Below are 16,629 nucleotides of genomic sequence, written 5' to 3'. Positions count from 1 at the left end.
GGTGCGTGGCCGCTGCCTTCGCGGAACGATGGATCCCCCCAACCGCGGGTCTGTCTGCCGTTCGACCGACATCGTTGCGTGGCAGGGTCGCCGGGGGACCGCGTGCTGAGTGATTACAGATAGGCCTGCGCCGTCAGCGGTGGCCTGGGTGGCGGGGGTCTAATGAGCGCGGTCCGGCCGGTGGCTCAACGCAGGGCGGCCGGATGGGTCTTGCTATCCGCTGTTCGCTAGCGCGATCAGCGTGATGATCATCGCGACGAAAAGCAGCCACAGGTAGCCGAGTACGAGGCCGGTCAATGCCAGACCTGCGCCTTGTTCGCCGCTGGTGCGGATTTGGGCGCGTGCAATATGGCCGATCGGTATGGCCGCGAAGGGGAATACGAAACCCAAAACGAGCGCGACGATGGCGAGCGAGTTCGTGCGAGGGTCATACGGTCGGGCAGCAGTAGTAGTGGTGGGTCGCGCGCTGGTCGATCGAGTGATGACGACACCGATTGCTCCGACGATGATCAGGAGTAGCGCGATCAGAAAGTTCCACGCGCCCAAGTCGTCGGGGCTGTACCCGAACACGACTATTCCGGAGCCGAAGTAGGACGTAGCCATCCATGCTGTTCCGAGCACGAGCGGAATCAAGAAGCAGAGCCATGCCGGGCTCGTGCGGTGATCATCTTGTCTGTATTCCGCTGGCGTGGGTGCGTTCATAGGTTGTGCTCTTTCCTCGGGAAATCGTCGTTCATCGACACACCCGGCACTCGACGCGGCGGACGAGACATCCGGATCACGACATGACCTTCGCGCAGTCGACATATAGCCATGGTCGGCGGCCGATCACCTCGGCGGTATCGGCCGAGTGGCCGACACCGACGGCCTATCGGTGCCGGCCGGAAGTGCCGTCGAATTGACGACGGCAAACGGTCTCGGGTGTGTTCGTTGCGTGCTGCCGCGAGTGTCTGTCTGTGCGGGGTCAGCAATGACGGAGTTCGCGGATTCGCTGGACACCCGGCGGCTGGTCTTCGACGATGAGGCGTGAGTCAAAGCAGGCCGCTCGACGCGCGGACAAAGGCCGCGACCGGGACGTGGCCGGCCCCGACGTATGCCGAGGTGACGCGCCAGGCTGCGATGGCGGGGTTGTTGCTGCGGCATGGGGTGTTCGTTGTCGTTGCGGTGCTGTATTGGGTGGCTCCGGGTTCGCCGCCGCCGGGGCTGGCGCTGACATCGCTGCTGGGGGGTTGGTCGGTGTTTCGGCTGGTCGCGCGGGGGTCCGGGTCGGGGTGGTCGGTGTTGGATCTGGTTGTGGTGTCGGCCTATTTGGTGTCGACGCCGTGGTTGGTGGTGGATTCGTCGTTCGTCTCCGATACCAGTGCGATGCTGGCGGTGGCCGGCACCGCGGTCATCTCCTTTACTGTCGCGGTGCCGCCGCGGTGGTCGGCGGTGGCGACGGTGGTGGTCGTGGCGGCGTGGGTGGTGGGGTGCGGGCTGGCGGGGATCGCGAATCCGTTCACGATCTTCAGCCTGGACTTTCTGGTCGTGGAGTGGGCGATGGCGGCGGCGTTGCGGTGGTCGCTGATGCGGTCGGCCCGGTTGGTCGACACCGCGCTGGCGGCGGTGTCGCAGGTGCGGGTGGGGCGGGAGGTCACCGAGGCGCGCCGGCGGGCCGAGCGAGCGCAGTGGGCGTCGATGCACGACACGGCGGCGTCGACGTTGTTGATGGTCGGGCAGGGGGCGGTCGGGGACCCGGAAACGTTGCGGGGCCAGACGCGGCGGGATATGGACGCGATCGGGGCTCTCGCAGTGCCGCGGGAGGCAGGGGTGGTTGATGTGGCCGCCGCGGTGCGAGCTGTCGGCGCGGGGTTGTCGACCGATTGTGTTGTCACCGGGTGTGATTCGCTGGACCTTGCCGGTGAGCTCGGTGTGGCTGTGGTGGCGGCGGTGGGGGAGTCGTTGGTCAACGTGGACCGGCATGCGCGAGCCCAGGGCGTCGTGGTCACGCTGTCAGCGGGGTGTATCGAGATCGTCGATGACGGGGTGGGATTCGACCCCGATGCACCTCGGGTGCGGCGACGTCACGGGGTGCGGAACTCGATTCAGCGGCGGCTCGCCGATGTCGGGGCGAGTGTCGAGATCGACACCGCGCCGGGCGCGGGCACGCGGATCGTGATGCGCTGGGACGAGGCGCCGGTCGAAGCCGATCCGGTTGCGCTGGAGCCGTCGAGCTCGGTCGCCGGGGTGCTGCAGCTGGCCCGGGGCTACGGCTACGGGTTGTTGGTGATCGCCGCGGTTGTTGTCCTCATGCAGTCGCCTCGGGCGGTGTTCGGGCCGGGGAGTGTCGTGCCGGAGCACGCCGCGGTGGTTGCGGTGATGGTGGCGATGTGCGCGGTGGCCGGGGTCGGATTGCGCAGGAGGATGTCGAACCGGGCGCGGCAGCTCGCTGCGCTGGTGGTGGTCGCGGCGGTGCCGGTGCAGGGCCTGCTGTTGCCGCAGGCACAGGTGTTCACCGCCGCGTACTGGGCGCTGGGTGCCGCGGGTTGGCCGGTCGCGGCGTTGACGGCGCGACTGCCGCTGCGGCAGTCGTTGTGCTGGTTGGCGGCGGTGTGGGTCGTGGGGTCGGCGGTGGTGCTGGCGAGTTCGCCGAGCCGCACCGACCTCGTCGAGCTCGGCTACAACCTGGCCTGTATGGCCATGGTGCAGGCGACCGCGCTGGGGTTCACCGCGCCGATGCGGCGCAGTGTCCGCGCCGCCGAGCGATTGCAGACCGAGCATGGCCGGCTGCTGGCCGCCGACGAGATCAGCCGTGCCCTGCAGTCCGATTTCCGGCACCGCTACCAACGCCTCGCCGAGACGGTCGTGCCACTGCTGCAGCGCCTGCAGGCCAACCCCGACACCGCCCGTGACCCCGCCATCCGAGCAGCGTGCCTGGTCGAATCAGCAAGGCTGCGCAGGCTTTTCGCGCAGGTCGATGTTCACGAGCACCCGCTGATGGCCGAGCTGACACCCGCGATCGAACTCGCCGAGAAGCGTGGTGTCACCGTCACCGCCGACTTCGCACCAGAGCTACCCGCGCTCTCGGATGAGGTCGCCGCCGCCCTGCTCGACCTACCCGCGCGCATGCTGGCGACCGCTCGCACCAAGGCCCGTATCGTCATCTCCACCGACGAGACGGGCCTGGCGGTCAGCATCATCAGCGATTGCGTTCATCCCGGATCCCCACCCCGCGAGGGGATCGGCGTCCACACGATCACCGTGCTCGGTGACATCACCTGGCTTCAGATCGACTACCCGATCGACCGTCCGGGCCCGTCGCGGAAACCGAGCTGACCATGGCCGGTCACGACGAGCCGAACGATCCGGTCGGTAGCGGAGTCCGGGTGCCGGTGCTCGGGGCCGGCCCTTGGCGCGGGACGGCGCCGGGCAACGGTTCGCCACCCACCGACACCATCCGTTTGCCCTGGTCGAAACCGCGGCATGCCCAGTCGAGGACGTAGTTGCCGGCCGGGACGTCGACGAAACTCACCGTCGCGGTGCTGCGCGCCGGCACCCGGGTCGCCGGTGTGCGGAACGAGACCGGACCGGCGGCGTATGCCTCACACGTGGTCACGTCGGCCTCGTTGTTGACGAAGGTGAAGGTGATCGTGTTCGGTCCGGTCGCCGCCTCCAGCGGCACGACCGCCTGCGCGGCGGGCGCCGCGGCCAGGGCAATACAGATCGATCCGGCGACCACCGCGCCCGCCCGGGCCGATAGTGCGCGTCCATGTGTATCCATACCGCAATCATCGCCACCACCCAGCCGCAGGCGGTATCCGCCGAACATCGGACACGAACACCCGGAGTCGACTGTGTTTTCCGATCGGTGGGTGTCTCCCGTTCGGCGGACAGTGCAACCGGCAGCATCCATCTAGGATCGGCATCTGCGGACAACGCGACCGCGCACCGATCGCGGACACCAGCCGAACCAGTTCAGGGAGCAGCGCCATGGAAGCGGACACCCACGCCGTGCCGGTCGCGTTGATCGACGACCACGCGATCATCCACGACGGAATCGCCGGCTGGTGCGCCGACGCCGAACCGCCCGTCACGATCCACGGCTACTACCTGCGCCTGGAAGAATTCCTGCACGACCGACCCGAGGTCGACGTCGTCATCCTCGACCTGCAACTCGACACCCGAGCCCCCGACCTCACCGGCGTGCGACAGCTGTCCGAACTCGGCTACCGAGTCATCGTGTTCTCCCAGCACACCGGCAGCGACCTCATCCTGGAATGCCTCGACCTCGGCGCAGTCACCTACCTGTCCAAAGCCGAAGGCCGCGAACACCTCATCGCCGCCATCCACGCCGCCCGCACCGACCACCCCTACCTCGCACCCACCATGGCCAAAGCCATGAGCGGCGACCGCACCTCCCACCGCCCCGCCCTCTCACCCCGCGAACGCGAAGTCCTCATCGCCTGGTTCCAAACCGAATCCCAAGCCCTGGTAGCCAAACGGCTCTACCTCGCCCCCGGAACCGTCAAAACACACCTCGAACGCATCCGCACCAAATACGCCGCCGCCGGCCGCACCGCGCCCACCAAAGCCGCCCTCGTCGCCCGAGCCATCCAAGACGGTCTCATCACCGCCGACGAACTCTGAACAACGGGGCAGACGCTATTCGACGCGATCGTTCGCACTGCTGCGATGGAGGTGATTCCCGGCGCGGTTCCCCCGGCCCGCGCCGGTATACCCGGCCGAAATCGTCGCCCCGGCGATGATCGATGACAATAGGAGAATCGACATTGTCCATGCGACGGTGATTCGACTTCGCCCTCCCGGGGGACCCGAGGCACGGTCGCCGCGGCGCTCTTCTGGCTTGATGACCGCTCGCTACGGTGACCAGTTCAGTGCGGGTGCTAGCCTGTCGCGGTGGCGAAACGGGTGCAGGTGACTTTGACCGATGACCTTTCCGGTGACGATATCGATCTCGATATTGTTGCCGAGCCGACGGTGAGCTTCGTACTCGACGGTGTCGAGTACGAAATCGATCTGGGGCAGAAGAATCAAGACAAGTTGCGCAAGGCGCTGGAACCGTTCATCGCAAATGCCCGGCGCGTCGGGGGACGGAAGCAGCGAGCGCACAAACCCACACGAACCGGCCGTTCGGGGCGCGCGGACGCGGCGGCGGCCCGCGCCTGGGCGTTGGAGAACGGAATGGACGTCCCTGCCCGCGGCCGGGTCTCGCAGTCGTTGATCGAAAAGTGGAGGGCTGCAACGGCATAGCGCGTCCCGCGACGCAACCATGGGCCGCGCCGGTCTTCGCTGCTCGAGCCGCTGACCACGGTGTGGTTTGGCCTAATAGCCTGGACAGAACTCCAAAGCGGCCGCCTGAACAGCATATTCGGCGTGATAGCGGCGCGACGATGGTGACTCGTTGATATTGCCCGCGCTATCGCCCGCACCGAGCGGCCCTCCGTCGGTGCGCGCGATGAATTCCCGGATCGCTCGGTCGGTGATCTCGGCCGGCCACTGCTCGAAGATCTCCGCCTCGGCGAACGGCTCGGAGCGTGTCGATTTGTCCTCGGAGATGCCGGAGCAGATCTCAGGAATGGTGGCAACAACGTGCTGGCCCGCCGCGGTCAACTCGTCATCGCTGGTGTCGTTGCAGTAGGCCGGCTGGTACATCGACAACACGTACACGTAGGCCACCCGGTCGCTTGCTGCCACCAACGGGCCGCCAGCGCTCTCGACCGAGTAGTCACCTCGTCGCAGGATCCGCGATCCCGACGCACATGCGGGTGCAGACTCGCCAACCAACGTCGACGCCGGATCGTTCGTAAAGTAACGCATCGAGGCCGTCGAAGACGGACCGTTCGAGCATCCTGTACCGGCGACCGCTACGGCCCGTGCGCACGAGGCAGCGATAGCTGGTATATATCGTCTGGTCAAGAACTTGCTCCTTACACTCGGCCCGGCGGCCGCGCGCGCATTGTGCATCGAGTTGTATTTCGTATGGTCGGCTGCCCGGTGTGGGTCTGCTGATTTCTGGCCGTGCGAGCGACTCCGCCATATCTGATGCGCTGATGATGGCATCGCTTGGTGTGCCCGGCATATCGGTCGAACGGTCGACAGCGTGCAAGACGACTAGCTTGACAACCTGCCATTACGGCGCGGTTGCGGGGATGGAGCTGCCAGCAACCAGGGCGTCACCAGTGACGTCTTCATCTCAGTAACATCTTGGCCCAGCTCGAGGTCGGTACCCTCCAGCCGTGCTCGCTCAAAGATGTTGTCGGGCATCGCGCCCAGCGGTCTCGGCCTGCATGTCACGGCCGGCCGCGGAGCGCCGAAGAAAGCAATTCCGGGAAGGGTGAGCGGTTCCGGTCGGGGCGCTCGGTCAGATGCTCGGCCGGGCGCTGCGATGCGAGCTCACCGCGGACGACGCCATCACGACCACCACCTTCTTGCGACGCGGCTCGGCAGTGCACCGACCACGGTGCCTCCAACGGCTGAACCGCAGGCGTAGGCAGGAGAAGACTGGGCTCGCCGTGCCCGGAGGAACTGCTTCATCACGGTACGAGACGATCTTGCGACTTGGCCGAAGGCTTGGGGCGCATGCAGTCGAGGATCGGATTCGCTCGGAGTCCGGCGTCTACGCCCGGCATCTTTGGTGCTCTTGCCGCGTGTCGGCTGCCGTTAATCGAACGAGTATCAGTCGAGGGCCGATAGGCGAGGGCGTGCGGGTGTTGAACGTTGCCCGACCTACATCAGCGAGACGTCCCACAGCTGTACCGTGCGTCCGACAGGAACTGCGAGGAGGCGACCGTCGGGACTGAAGGCAACTGAGCCGTTCAACCCACGGGCTCCCTCTGGCGCGGCTGTGAGGTTCAGCGACTTATGAACGGTGCGATGTCGGACGTCCCAAATATCAAGCCCATATCCATCGAAGGTGCCAGTCGCGAGGAGGTTGCCCTGTCGGGTGAACTTAACCGCCCCCCCTTTACCTTGGAGGCTCGTTATCAGACTGCGATCTCTGACATCCCATACCTGTACTTCATCGAACAGTGGGTTTCCCATGGGGTTGCTGAGTGGATCACTGAGACTGATCGCAATCGTCGAGCCGTCCGCCGATATGTCGAAATCGTCGACGTTTCGTGCGTGTCTATTCGGATTGCCTGCCGCGATATCGGTAAACTCGGAACCCGCCGACTTCTGTGGTATATCGACGAGTCCGACGATAGGCCGGGTTCCGGCCTCTCCGTAATCGCCGAAGCGGCCGGCGTGGGCGAGAACTCGGTTACCGGCAGAAAATTTGAGCTTGTTCGGCTGATAGGGCAGGTATGTCGAGTGGAGTAATTCGGGCGGGTCGATTTCCCATATGTCCAGATAATTCCGGTAGGAGCCGATGGACACGGCGAGTAGAACTCCGTCGTCGCTGACCGCGACGGTGGTGGACCCTTCCTTTTGCCTGCATTGAACCGAGGGTGTTGTGGAGATCGGCTTCGCCGTCCGTGATATTCCTATGCAGCGGTCATCTCGGAATGCGACGCCAGCGGGACCGACGGCGAACGCCCCGAACCGGCCCAGTTCCAGCGTTCCTGACTTCACCCGGGTTTCCTGGTCCAGGCTCCACGTTTGCACGTCGATCCCGGTGCCATTGACCGGCAATCGTGCCATCGTTAGTGTCGATCCGTCGTTGGAGAACGCGAGGTGTGCAGGTCTGAAGCCGTCGTCGTAGGGAAAGAGAATTGCTCGCAGCGGTTTGTCGTCGCGAGGCGACAAGGTCAGCCAGGAGCCTGTCGTTCTACCAGTCGCAGCGGACGGCGCGGGCTGTGCGGACTCATCGACCGCGTCGGTGTCGGTGATGTTAAGGCCGAGGATTCCGGCTCCAGTGACCGCCAGAGCCAGGGCAGTGCCCCCGAGGATCGCCCTACGCCGGGTGAGCATTGGCTCAGGATTCATTTCACCCACTTACCGTCGTGCACGGTATGGATCGGAAGGTTACTCGTCAGGGTGGCCGTTTGAAATGGGGACCAGGCGACCGAGCACCCGGTTCCAGCGCTGATGTACCTGGTCGAAATCTCCCATCCAGGCGGTGGTTGCGGATCGCCGTGCTGGCAGGCCGGCAACACCGGTAGCCCCGAACAGGTCGCCGCGGCATTGACCGAAACCGCTACCCGAATCGAACGGGAGCTGCACCGAGCCGGACCTGGCGTAGATCGCCGCAGACGCTGGTATCGCCTCCACGTCCGCTGGCCAGATGCCATTGTGCTCGATGGTGTCGAAGGTATAGCCGCCGTCCATGGTTATCGGCGCCTGAACAGTCGATTGCTGCGGCGACACCGTCGCTGCTTCTTCGTCCCCGACGGACGCGCCGACCTGCACTTGGATGCGGTCATCTGAGGAGAACTTGCCGATCAATGGCTGCGGCGCCTCCTTCGGGTCGCTGCCGATCTCTCGCCAGGCAACCAGCAACTCTTTTCGACATGGCCGACCCGCCGCGCCGCGCCGAAGGCTGCCTCGACAAGACCGGGTGGTGATCACCGGCCGTGCGAAACCAGTGCATTCGTCGGGGCCGAGGTGGCTAAATAGGTCGAGCCTGGGGCTATTCCGAGTGGGAATATTCTGATGCGCATGTGCTTTACCGGCGGCGAGCACCCTCCGAGGCTGCCGCCCGTTGTTCGGCGGTGCCGATGATATTGCGGACCATCCCGCCGAACACGACGTCGTGAAACGGCGTGATCGCTTTCCAGTAGAGATGTCCGGCCAGTCCGCGTGGCTGAAATACGGCGCGCTGCCGGTAGCGAGCTCCACCATCGGGTTCGGGCTCCACGCCGAGTTCGAGCCAGGCCGATCCGGGGACCTGCATTTCGGCGCGCAGACGCAGCAAGCGGGGGCGCTCGATGTGCTCGACGCGCCACCAGTCCAGGGCCTCGCCAGGGTGTAGACGATGCGGGTGCTTCCGGCCTCGGCGCAGTCCGACCCCGCCGCTGAGGCGATCGATCCAGCCGCGCAGCGACCACGCCAGTGGAAAGGAGTACCAGCCGTTCTCGCCGCCGATTGATTCGATGACCGCCCACAGGGTCTCCGGATCAGCAGTCGTGTGCTGTTCACGAAGATCCTCATACAGCGATCCGCCGGACCAGTCGGGATCGGTGGGCAGCGGATCCGACGGCGCGCGGGCGGTATCGGCGTCCGACCACCGGGTCGGGACGTCGGCGTTCCGGATCCGGGCGAGCGCGAGTTCGACGGCCCGTTCATAGGTGGTCGGTCCACCTTCGGGGGCCGGTATGTAGTCGGCGATGTCGTGGTCGTGGCAAATCACTTCGTGCACTAGGGATTCGATCAGGGGGACGGCCAGGGCACGCGGAACCGGAGTGACGATGTTGACCCATTGGGCCGAAAGCCATGGGGTGAGTACCGGGACGGGGAGCATGATGCGGCGAGGCAGTCCGGCGACGGCTGCGTACTGCCGCATCATCGTCAGATACGTCATGACGTCCGGCCCACCGATATCGAAACTCCGGCTGACGTCGACGGGTAGGTCAGCCGAGCGCACCAGGTAATGGAGCACATCGCGGACGGCGATGGGCTGGATCCGGTTGTGCACCCAGCGCGGGGTGACCATGGCGGGCAGGCGTTCGGACAGGTAGCGCAGCATCTCGAAGCTGGCCGAGCCGGATCCGATGATCACTGCGGCGCGCAGTTCGGCGGTGGGCACCCCTGATTCCCGCAGGATCGCACCGACCTCGGCGCGGGATGCCAGATGCCGGGATAGCGAGGTCTGGTCCGGGACGATGCCACCGAGGTAGACGATGCGCCCGACCCCGGCTGATCGCGCGGCCGCCGCAACCGTGCGCGCTGCGCGCTGATCGACATCGGCGAAATCGCGCCGCGTCAATGAATGGACCAGATAGTAGACGATCTGCTGGCCGGCGACCGCGGCATGCACATTCGCCTCGGCGGTGACGTCGCCGCGCATCACCTCGACCCGGTCCTGCCATGGGGCCCCGTTCAGTTTCGCTGGTGTTCTGGCCACGACGCGGACCTGGTGACCCGCTCGTAGCAGTTCGGGCACCAACCGGCCGCCGATGTATCCGGTGGCTCCGAAAACTACGCACCTCATATCCTTACCGTCTTCCTGTTCTGAGACATCACCTGAGGCGGAGTTGTCGCCACCGACCGTGGTCACCGAGGCCCGGTGCGCTGCGGCCAATACCCGTCACGGATGGACGAGTGGGCCGATCGACAACTACCACGCGGCTGCCCTGGTGGCGGTGGCGATTTCTGTGGCCGTGAGGCCTGTTGCCGCGAGATGGCTCTTGATCGTTCTGTTGCTGTGGGTGCGCCCGCGCCGTCGGCTCGATCTCCGTGGACGCCCGCGCGCAAATCTACGCGATGCATCGATTCTGCATCGTTATCCGGGGTAGTGTGAAGACCACGGGCGGAAGTTCCGGCGCGTCCGTGCGCAGCCCGACGCGGGAGCGACCGGCAATCGAGAACGAGGGAGATCGTCATGTTCCATCTCACAACCACACGTACGCTCGGACTGCTGGTGAGCGTGGGCGCGGCCTCGGCGTGGTCACTGGCCGCAGGGCCTACTGTCGGAGCTGCGCCACCAGCGTCGTGCCAAGCACCCGGTCAGGCGGTCGTCGTCGCAGGCGAGGCCGGCGCGTCGTGCTCGGCTGAAAGCGACGCGGGTGGTGCCGCCGCGGCATACGGCCTCGGTGGCGACGCCGCCGCGGACGCCGCGGCCACGAGCCTGTCGCTGGCCATCGCCGCGAACGGCGGAATCGCCGCGTCCACCTCCCAATTCCTGTCCGGCCCCGCCGCGATCGCCGTGGGTCCGGGCGCGCAGGTCTCGACCATGGGCGTGCGGCCGGGGTTGTCCATCGGTATCGCCGGTCCGGGAGCCACGGTGACCGTCACCGGAACCTCGACACCGACCTGCACCGGCGGCCTCGGCTTCGCCGGGGACTTCCAGACTTTGCAGGGCTGCGTCTCGATGAGGTGAGAGACGCGCCGAATCGAGGAATAGTCGCCGGGTCCGGGTCCGGCGTCTGCTTCTGGCCGGACCCGTATGGGCCAGCGCAGCCATACCAGCCGGCGCATGCTCGGTCCACGCGCTCGAAGACGCCACCCATCGCATCGTGCGCGCGGCGGTCCACGGCCGGCACTGCCTCAGGCCGCGGCCACGGGCCGCTCCCGCACCCCGACGAGAGGACGGCCCAATGAGAATATCCGACTCGGAAACGATGCAGTTTGTCGCACGCCATGACATTCAGCGGACAGGACGTTCACAACATCGCCCGCAGCCGCCATCCTCTGGCGGACCAGACGGCGCCCAGCGGGACCCATTCCAGACGTGGCACGAACAGGTAGAGAATGAGTTGCGTACCCAGATCGAGCAGTTCGTAGACGCCCGGTGTGGCGAGGAACTCGTGACCGCCGGGTTCGATGAACCGGGCCGGATAGTGTGCGATTTCGTTTCCGGCGGCAAATATTTGCGCCCGACCTTCATGTACCTCGGCTGGCTCTGCGGTGCAACGGAATCCACGCCCGCCCTCCGCGCTTCGGCGAGCCTGGAGTTGCTCCACGCGTTCGCGTTGCTACAGGACGACGTCATGGATGCCGCCGACAACCGCCGCGGCCGCCCGTGCGCGCACCGGAGCCTGACCGCCTGGCACGCCGAGCAGGGGTTGTCGGGGTCGTCGTCGCGTTTCGGTGATTCCGCAGCGGTCCTGCTCGCCGATCTGTGCCTGGTGTGGGGCGAACGAATGCTCCGCGAAAGCGGCATCGAAGGAACGGATTTGGCGCGCGTGTGGCCACGTTACGATGCGATGCGTACCGAGCTGGCCATCGGGCAACTGGCCGACCTGCTCAACGATGCACGACGGATTCCGGCACTCGGCGACGTGCTCGACATCGCGCGCCGCAAATCCGGCAACTACACCGTACGCAGACCCCTGGAGTTGGGTGCGGCGATGGCCGGATGCCCGCCTGCGGTGATGCAGGCGCTCGGCGAATATGGAGCCGTCGTCGGCGAGGCCTTCCAGATCCGTGACGATGTGCTCGGCGTCTTCGGGGACCCCGCAGTCACCGGAAAACCCACTGGGGCAGACCTGTACGAACGCAAGGCCACCACTGTCGTCGCGTTGGCAGAACACCTGACCGGCCCCTCAGGCCGGGCGCGGCTGCATGAACTGTGGGCAGGTCGCGAGGTCGACGAGAAGGCGGTCCAGGCAGCCCTGACCGTGATCGTCGACAGCGGCGCTGCGCAGCGGGCCGAGCAGATGATCACCGAACGGTTCCAGCTCGCACAAGAGATCCTCGACAACGGCGTTCTCGATCCTTCGGCCGCCACGTCATTACGGCGAATGGCCTTGTTGTGCACAGAGCGCGAGCACTGAGACGCCAGCTCCGAATCAACCCCATTCACGATCAAAGGATGCCGAGATGCGTACCGTTGCCGGAAAAACCGACCATGTCGTGGTGGTCGGTGCAGGCCTGGCCGGACTATCCGCCGCGCTGCATCTCGCCGGGCGCGGACGGACGGTCACGGTGGTCGAGCGTGACCCGGTACCCGGGGGCCGTGCCGGGCGGCGCGACGTCGACGGGTATCGGCTCGACACCGGCCCGTCGGTGCTCACCATGCCCGACATCGTGGGCGACACCCTCGCCGCGGTCGGCGAACAACTCGGCGACCGACTCGAACTGCAGCCGCTGGTGCCGGCCTATCGTGCGTGTTTCGCCGATGGCAGCATGCTGGACGTCCACCACGACGCCGAGGCGATGGAACAGGCGATTGCCGAATTCGCCGGCCCGGTCGAGGTCGCCGGATATCGCAGACTGCGGGCCTGGCTGAGCGAGATCTATCGCGTCGAGCTCGAACGGTTCATCGCTGCGAACTTCGATTCACCACTATCGCTGGTGACCCCGGCCTTGGCCCGTCTCGTCGCCCTCGGCGGATTCCGTCGCCTCGATGCGGTGATCGGCCAGTTCCTCACCGACCCGCGGCTACGACGAGTCTTCACCTTCCAATCCCTGTATGCCGGAGTCTCGCCGCAACGTGCGCTGGCGCTGTATGCGGTGATCGCCTACATGGACACCGTCGGTGGTGTGTACTTCCCGCGAGGCGGAATGCGGGCTCTGCCCGACGCCTTGGCAGCAGCTGCCCGCGATGCGGGCGTGGACCTCCGCTACAGCCACACGGTCACCGAACTGGAACAGCGCCACGGCCGCATCACCGCCATACACACCACCTGCGGACAGCGCATCACCTGCGACGCTGTCGTAATCGCCACCGAACTCGACACCGCATACGAGCTGCTGGACCGCCGGCCCAGGCGCCCGCTTCGCCTACGGCCGGCACCATCGGCGGTTGTGCTGCACGCCGGCATGCCGACCGGCGCGGCGACCGCCCACCACAGCATCCTGTTCGGTGAGGCATGGGCCGGCACCTTCGACGAGATCATCGACCGCGGCGAACTGATGAGCGATCCCTCACTGCTGATCACCCGGCCCACCTCCACCGACCCGGCACTCGCGCCGGCAGGCCGCGACTTGTACTACGTGCTCGCCCCGGTACCCAACCTCGACCTCGGGCCGCATCTGGGCTGGGATCACAGCGGGTACGGCTACGGTCGGAAACTGGCCGGAGTCGTCGACTCGCGGCTGGTGCCCGGCTTCGCCGAGCACGCCGACATCGTGCACCTGGCAACACCCGCCGACTGGGCTCGTCAGGGAATGCTGGCGGGAACACCGTTTTCGCTGGCCCACACCTTCAGCCAGACAGGGCCGTTCCGGCCAGCCAACCTCCCGCGCGGGGTTTCGAACGCGGTTCTGGCCGGGTGCGGCACCGTTCCGGGCGTCGGTGTCCCCACCGCACTGTTATCGGGCCGGTTGGCCGCAGACCGCATCACCGGGGCAGTCGCCCCGGGCACCGGCACCACCATCGCCTGGACAGGGGGCACACGTTCATGATCAGCGCCGAACTCGACGCCGCGGCTATCACCGACCCACGGCTACGCCGCGCCTACCGGCGCTGCCGCGCGCTGAACGCCACACACGGCCGCACCTTCTTTCTCGCCACGCGCCTGCTCACACCGGCACAGCGCCCGGCGATCCACGCCCTGTACGGGTTCGCGCGCTGGGCCGACGACATCGTCGACGAGCCGGACCCCACCGGCGAAACCCCGGAGATCCGCCTGGAAACCCTGTCCCGGCAGCTGTTCGACAGCCTGCGCTCCGGCGACCGCAGCGACCCGATCCTCGCTGCGGTGAGCGATACCGCCACCCGCTATGGGCTCGACCACGCGCTGTTTCGAGCCTTCCTGGACTCGATGCGCGCGGACCTGACGGTCACCGCCTATCCCGATCGCGCCGCGCTGGACCGCTACGTCTACGGCTCGGCGGAGGTGATCGGCCTGCAAGTGCTGCCCGTCCTCGGCACGATCGTGCCCGCCGACGACGCCGCACCGCACGCGGCCGCGCTCGGTAAAGCGTTCCAGCTCACCAACTTCTTGCGCGATATCGCCGAAGATCTCGACCGCGGCCGGGTGTATCTGCCCGCAGACGAACTGGCCGCTTTCGACGTGGACCGGGACCGGTTGCACTGGTGCCGCGACCACCGGCGCACCGATTCCAGGGTCCGGGCGGCGCTGGCCGCCCAGCACGCCATCACCCGGGACTGGTACCGCATCGCCCGGCCCGGTATCGCGCTGCTGCACCCGGTATCGCGGCCCTGTGTGGCCACCGCCGCCGTGCTCTACGGCGAAATCCTCGATCGCATCGAGGCCGATGATTTCGCGGTCTTCGCCCGCCGGGCGACCGTGAGCCGGGCGCGCCGTGCCCGCGTCGCCGGTCCGGCATTGGCGCGCGCCCTGTGGGCGCGCCGCACTGGCCGCGCCTCCACCCGTACCCCGGCACTGCCATGATCGGGTACCACCGCGGTGGCGGCGGTCGGAGGTCTGCGCTGCCCTGAGCGCGGTGCCATCGGATCGAAGACGGGGCGGGGCGAGCCGTTCACCGCGGCGATGGGTGGCGAATCCTTACATTCCTTTGTCATCGGCTTGAGGGTGCTTTGCGATCGTTGCCGCAGGATCGCCAGGAGCGTTCCGGGCCGATTCCGGGGCGGTGGATCGGAAAGGTGCCCCGGTATGGGTGGATTCAGGCGTTCGGCAGTGGTGGCGATGATCGCCGCTGTCGTTGCGGGCTCGGTGACGGGCTGTGGCGAAACGAATTCGGTTGCGGGGGAGCAGGGTCTGCCCTGGTGTCCGACGGTGGCCGGGCACGCGGTCGACTGCGGTGTCGTCGAACGCCCCCTGGTCGCGGAACAACCCGGCCTCGGCACCGTGGACGTGGGCTACGCCCTGGTGCGACGTGCGAAGGCCGACGAACCGGCCGCCGGGACCGTGCTGCCGAATCCGGGTGGGCCGGGTGTGCCGATGATCGCCCACGCTGCCGAGGCCGCGGCGCTGGCACAGGGTTTGCTCGACGATCACGACCTGCTGCTGATCGATGCGCGGGGCACCGGGGTGTCGAGCCCGCTGGACTGCGGCCTCGACGACGACGCCTTCGCCTTCGGCACCCGTGCACAGCAGCAGGCCGCGGTGCAGACCTGCGGGACGACGCTCGGCGCGCGCGCCGCCGGCTACACCTCGGCGGCCACGGCCGACGATTTCGACGCGGTGCGCGCACACCTCGGCATCGACACAGTGGTGCTCTACGGCATCTCCTACGGCACCTACCTGATGCCGGTGTATGCGCAGCGTCATCCGGATCGGGTGCGGTCGATGGTCCTCAGCGGCGCCTATCCGGCCGATTTCGATCGGTTCCAGCGACCCAACGCGGAGGCGGTGTCGCTGGCGCTGCACCGGATCTGCGAACGCAGCCGCGTCTGTGACGGCAGCACGGCGGTGGCCGATCTGACCGCGGTGGCCGCGCGGCTGCGCGAGACACCGATTCAGGTGCACGATCCGCAGCCGATGCGGTTGGACGAAGGCAAACTGGCCAACCTCGTGTTCGAGGCCGCCACCACCAACGCCGGGGCGCGGCCCGCGGAGATCGGTGCCCTCGGGCTGCTGCCCTCGGCACTGCACGCCGCGGCGCGCGGCGACGACGGCGAGCTGCGTGAATTCGTCCGCGTCGCACTGAGCGGGGCTGGGTATGAGAACGTCGACTCCTACCTGGCGGTTGCCTGCAACGACTACCCGACCCTGTGGTCGATGGATGCCCCGCCGGCCCGACGGGAGCAGCAGTACCGCGATGCCCTGGCCACGGTGGGACCGACGCTGGGTGGATTCAGTACATCCGGCTGGCTCAGCGGGCAACGCGACGGCGGCGACGTCTGCCTGCGCTGGCCCGGCCTCGCGGACCATCAGCGGCCCGACCGGATCCGCGATCTCCGCCCGCCGGTGCCGGTGCTGGTGATCTCCGGTGATCTGGATGCCATCACCCCGGATGCGAACGGCAAGCTGGCGGCCGCGGCGTTCCCGGATGCCACCTTCGTCTCGGTGCCCAATACCGGTCATGTGCCCGAGGTCGAACCCAGCGGTTGTGTGGCGGGCGTGATCACCGAGTTCGTCCGCACGGGCGCGGTGGGTTCTACCGACTGCATCGGCGCGGTCCCGCCGATCGCGGTGCGGCCGGTCACCGACTGAGGTC

The 16,629-nt window shown here is 67.0% G+C and carries 14 protein-coding genes; 8 read left to right on the top strand and 6 right to left on the bottom strand.

The window, feature by feature from the left end; all coding sequences use genetic code 11:
- Window positions 1–213: 213 nt before the first annotated feature.
- Window positions 214–702: a DUF4190 domain-containing protein gene (locus AC4HOU_RS01060; RefSeq protein ID WP_228807005.1), complete on the bottom strand. Its 489-nt coding sequence runs from the start codon at window positions 700–702 to the stop codon at window positions 214–216.
- Between the two features lie 399 nt (window positions 703–1,101).
- Here AC4HOU_RS01060 and AC4HOU_RS01055 point away from each other — a divergent pair, with 399 nt between their 5' ends.
- Entirely contained in the window at window positions 1,102–3,315 is a 2,214-nt protein-coding gene (locus AC4HOU_RS01055) for a sensor histidine kinase (protein WP_195007122.1), read from the top strand.
- A gap of 10 nt (window positions 3,316–3,325) precedes the next feature.
- Here the strand turns inward: AC4HOU_RS01055 and AC4HOU_RS01050 are convergent, their stop codons facing one another.
- Complete coding sequence (locus tag AC4HOU_RS01050) at window positions 3,326–3,760, bottom strand: hypothetical protein (protein WP_194991180.1); 435 nt, start codon at window positions 3,758–3,760, stop codon at window positions 3,326–3,328.
- A 209-nt stretch (window positions 3,761–3,969) separates the two neighbouring features.
- On the opposite strand from AC4HOU_RS01050, the gene AC4HOU_RS01045 reads away from it, so the two are divergent.
- Both AC4HOU_RS01045 and AC4HOU_RS01040 read left to right on the top strand, forming a co-directional pair.
- Window positions 3,970–4,626: a response regulator transcription factor gene (locus AC4HOU_RS01045; RefSeq protein WP_194991179.1), complete on the top strand. Its 657-nt coding sequence runs from the start codon at window positions 3,970–3,972 to the stop codon at window positions 4,624–4,626.
- A 270-nt stretch (window positions 4,627–4,896) separates the two neighbouring features.
- Window positions 4,897–5,250, top strand: coding sequence for a histone-like nucleoid-structuring protein Lsr2 (locus AC4HOU_RS01040; RefSeq protein ID WP_194991178.1), 354 nt, complete (start codon window positions 4,897–4,899; stop codon window positions 5,248–5,250).
- Window positions 5,251–5,322: 72 nt separating this feature from the next.
- Here the strand turns inward: AC4HOU_RS01040 and AC4HOU_RS01035 are convergent, their stop codons facing one another.
- The 4 genes from AC4HOU_RS01035 to AC4HOU_RS01020 form a co-directional block, all read right to left on the bottom strand.
- Complete coding sequence (locus AC4HOU_RS01035; protein WP_194991177.1) at window positions 5,323–5,817, bottom strand: hypothetical protein; 495 nt, start codon at window positions 5,815–5,817, stop codon at window positions 5,323–5,325.
- Between the two features lie 909 nt (window positions 5,818–6,726).
- Complete coding sequence (locus AC4HOU_RS01030; protein WP_228815079.1) at window positions 6,727–7,911, bottom strand: WD40 repeat domain-containing protein; 1,185 nt, start codon at window positions 7,909–7,911, stop codon at window positions 6,727–6,729.
- Between the two features lie 54 nt (window positions 7,912–7,965).
- Complete coding sequence (locus tag AC4HOU_RS01025; RefSeq protein WP_195019377.1) at window positions 7,966–8,622, bottom strand: hypothetical protein; 657 nt, start codon at window positions 8,620–8,622, stop codon at window positions 7,966–7,968.
- Complete coding sequence (locus AC4HOU_RS01020) at window positions 8,606–10,090, bottom strand: SDR family oxidoreductase (protein ID WP_195019376.1); 1,485 nt, start codon at window positions 10,088–10,090, stop codon at window positions 8,606–8,608. Before AC4HOU_RS01020 ends, AC4HOU_RS01025 begins: the two co-directional genes overlap by 17 nt.
- 390 nt (window positions 10,091–10,480) lie before the next feature.
- On the opposite strand from AC4HOU_RS01020, the gene AC4HOU_RS01015 reads away from it, so the two are divergent.
- The 5 genes from AC4HOU_RS01015 (at window position 10,481) to AC4HOU_RS00995 (ending at window position 16,625) form a co-directional block, all read left to right on the top strand.
- Window positions 10,481–10,978 (top strand): DUF6764 family protein, encoded by a 498-nt coding sequence (locus AC4HOU_RS01015; protein ID WP_194992381.1) that lies wholly within the window; start codon window positions 10,481–10,483, stop codon window positions 10,976–10,978.
- A 376-nt stretch (window positions 10,979–11,354) separates the two neighbouring features.
- A complete protein-coding gene (locus AC4HOU_RS01010; RefSeq protein ID WP_228807025.1) occupies window positions 11,355–12,374 on the top strand; it encodes a polyprenyl synthetase family protein in 1,020 nt (339 codons plus the stop codon).
- A gap of 46 nt (window positions 12,375–12,420) precedes the next feature.
- The gene (crtI, locus tag AC4HOU_RS01005; RefSeq protein WP_195019375.1) at window positions 12,421–13,947 is read left to right on the top strand and encodes a phytoene desaturase family protein; all 1,527 of its coding nucleotides are present in this window, start codon (window positions 12,421–12,423) and stop codon (window positions 13,945–13,947) included.
- Entirely contained in the window at window positions 13,944–14,900 is a 957-nt protein-coding gene (locus AC4HOU_RS01000) for a phytoene/squalene synthase family protein (protein WP_194992379.1), read from the top strand. Before crtI ends, AC4HOU_RS01000 begins: the two co-directional genes overlap by 4 nt.
- A 222-nt stretch (window positions 14,901–15,122) precedes the next feature.
- The gene (locus tag AC4HOU_RS00995) at window positions 15,123–16,625 is read left to right on the top strand and encodes an alpha/beta hydrolase (RefSeq protein WP_195007128.1); all 1,503 of its coding nucleotides are present in this window, start codon (window positions 15,123–15,125) and stop codon (window positions 16,623–16,625) included.
- Window positions 16,626–16,629: the final 4 nt, after the last annotated feature.

It is taken from the genome of Nocardia sp. JCM 38205 (assembly GCF_058222935.1).
Note: the sequence above shows the minus strand (reverse complement) of the source record. Positions and strands in the feature narration are given on the sequence as shown.